Origin of the sequence: Escherichia sp. Lx600-2, assembly GCF_036662595.1 — a bacterium.
Taxonomy (GTDB): Bacteria; Pseudomonadota; Gammaproteobacteria; order Enterobacterales; family Enterobacteriaceae; genus Escherichia; species Escherichia coli.
The window spans coordinates 1-402 of sequence record NZ_JAYQWM010000262.1; the positions used below are offsets into that span (position 1 = coordinate 1).

Annotated in this window: 3 tRNA genes; all 3 read left to right on the forward strand. The window is 49.3% G+C overall.

The features are described 5' to 3' along the window. Window positions 1-125: 125 nt before the first annotated feature. Window positions 126-202: transfer RNA gene (locus OQV04_RS24895), tRNA-Met, on the forward strand. A 6-nt stretch (window positions 203-208) separates the two neighbouring features. Continuing rightward, window positions 209-293: transfer RNA gene (locus OQV04_RS24900), tRNA-Leu, on the forward strand. Window positions 294-324: 31 nt separating this feature from the next. Then, a tRNA-Gln gene (locus OQV04_RS24905) sits at window positions 325-399 on the forward strand. The last annotated feature ends 3 nt before the right edge of the window (window positions 400-402 follow it).

Genomic DNA, 402 nt, shown 5'->3' on the forward strand with positions numbered 1-402 from the left:
GGGGTATCGCCAAGCGGTAAGGCACCAGGTTTTGATCCTGGCATTCCCAGGTTCGAATCCTGGTACCCCAGCCATCTACTACCCTATCTAGATTGTCGAAAACTTCATTTTGAAAAACATAAAATGGCTATGTAGCTCAGCTGGTTAGAGCACAACACTCATAATGTTGGGGTCACAGGTTCGAATCCCGTCATAGCCACCATTATTTGCGGGAGTGGCGAAATTGGTAGACGCACCAGATTTAGGTTCTGGCGCCGCAAGGTGTGCAAGTTCAAGTCTTGTCTCCCGCACCATTTTCCTTCTCGGTAGCATTGAATTTAAGATTGGGGTATCGCCAAGCGGTAAGGCACCAGGTTTTGATCCTGGCATTCCCAGGTTCGAATCCTGGTACCCCAGCCATCT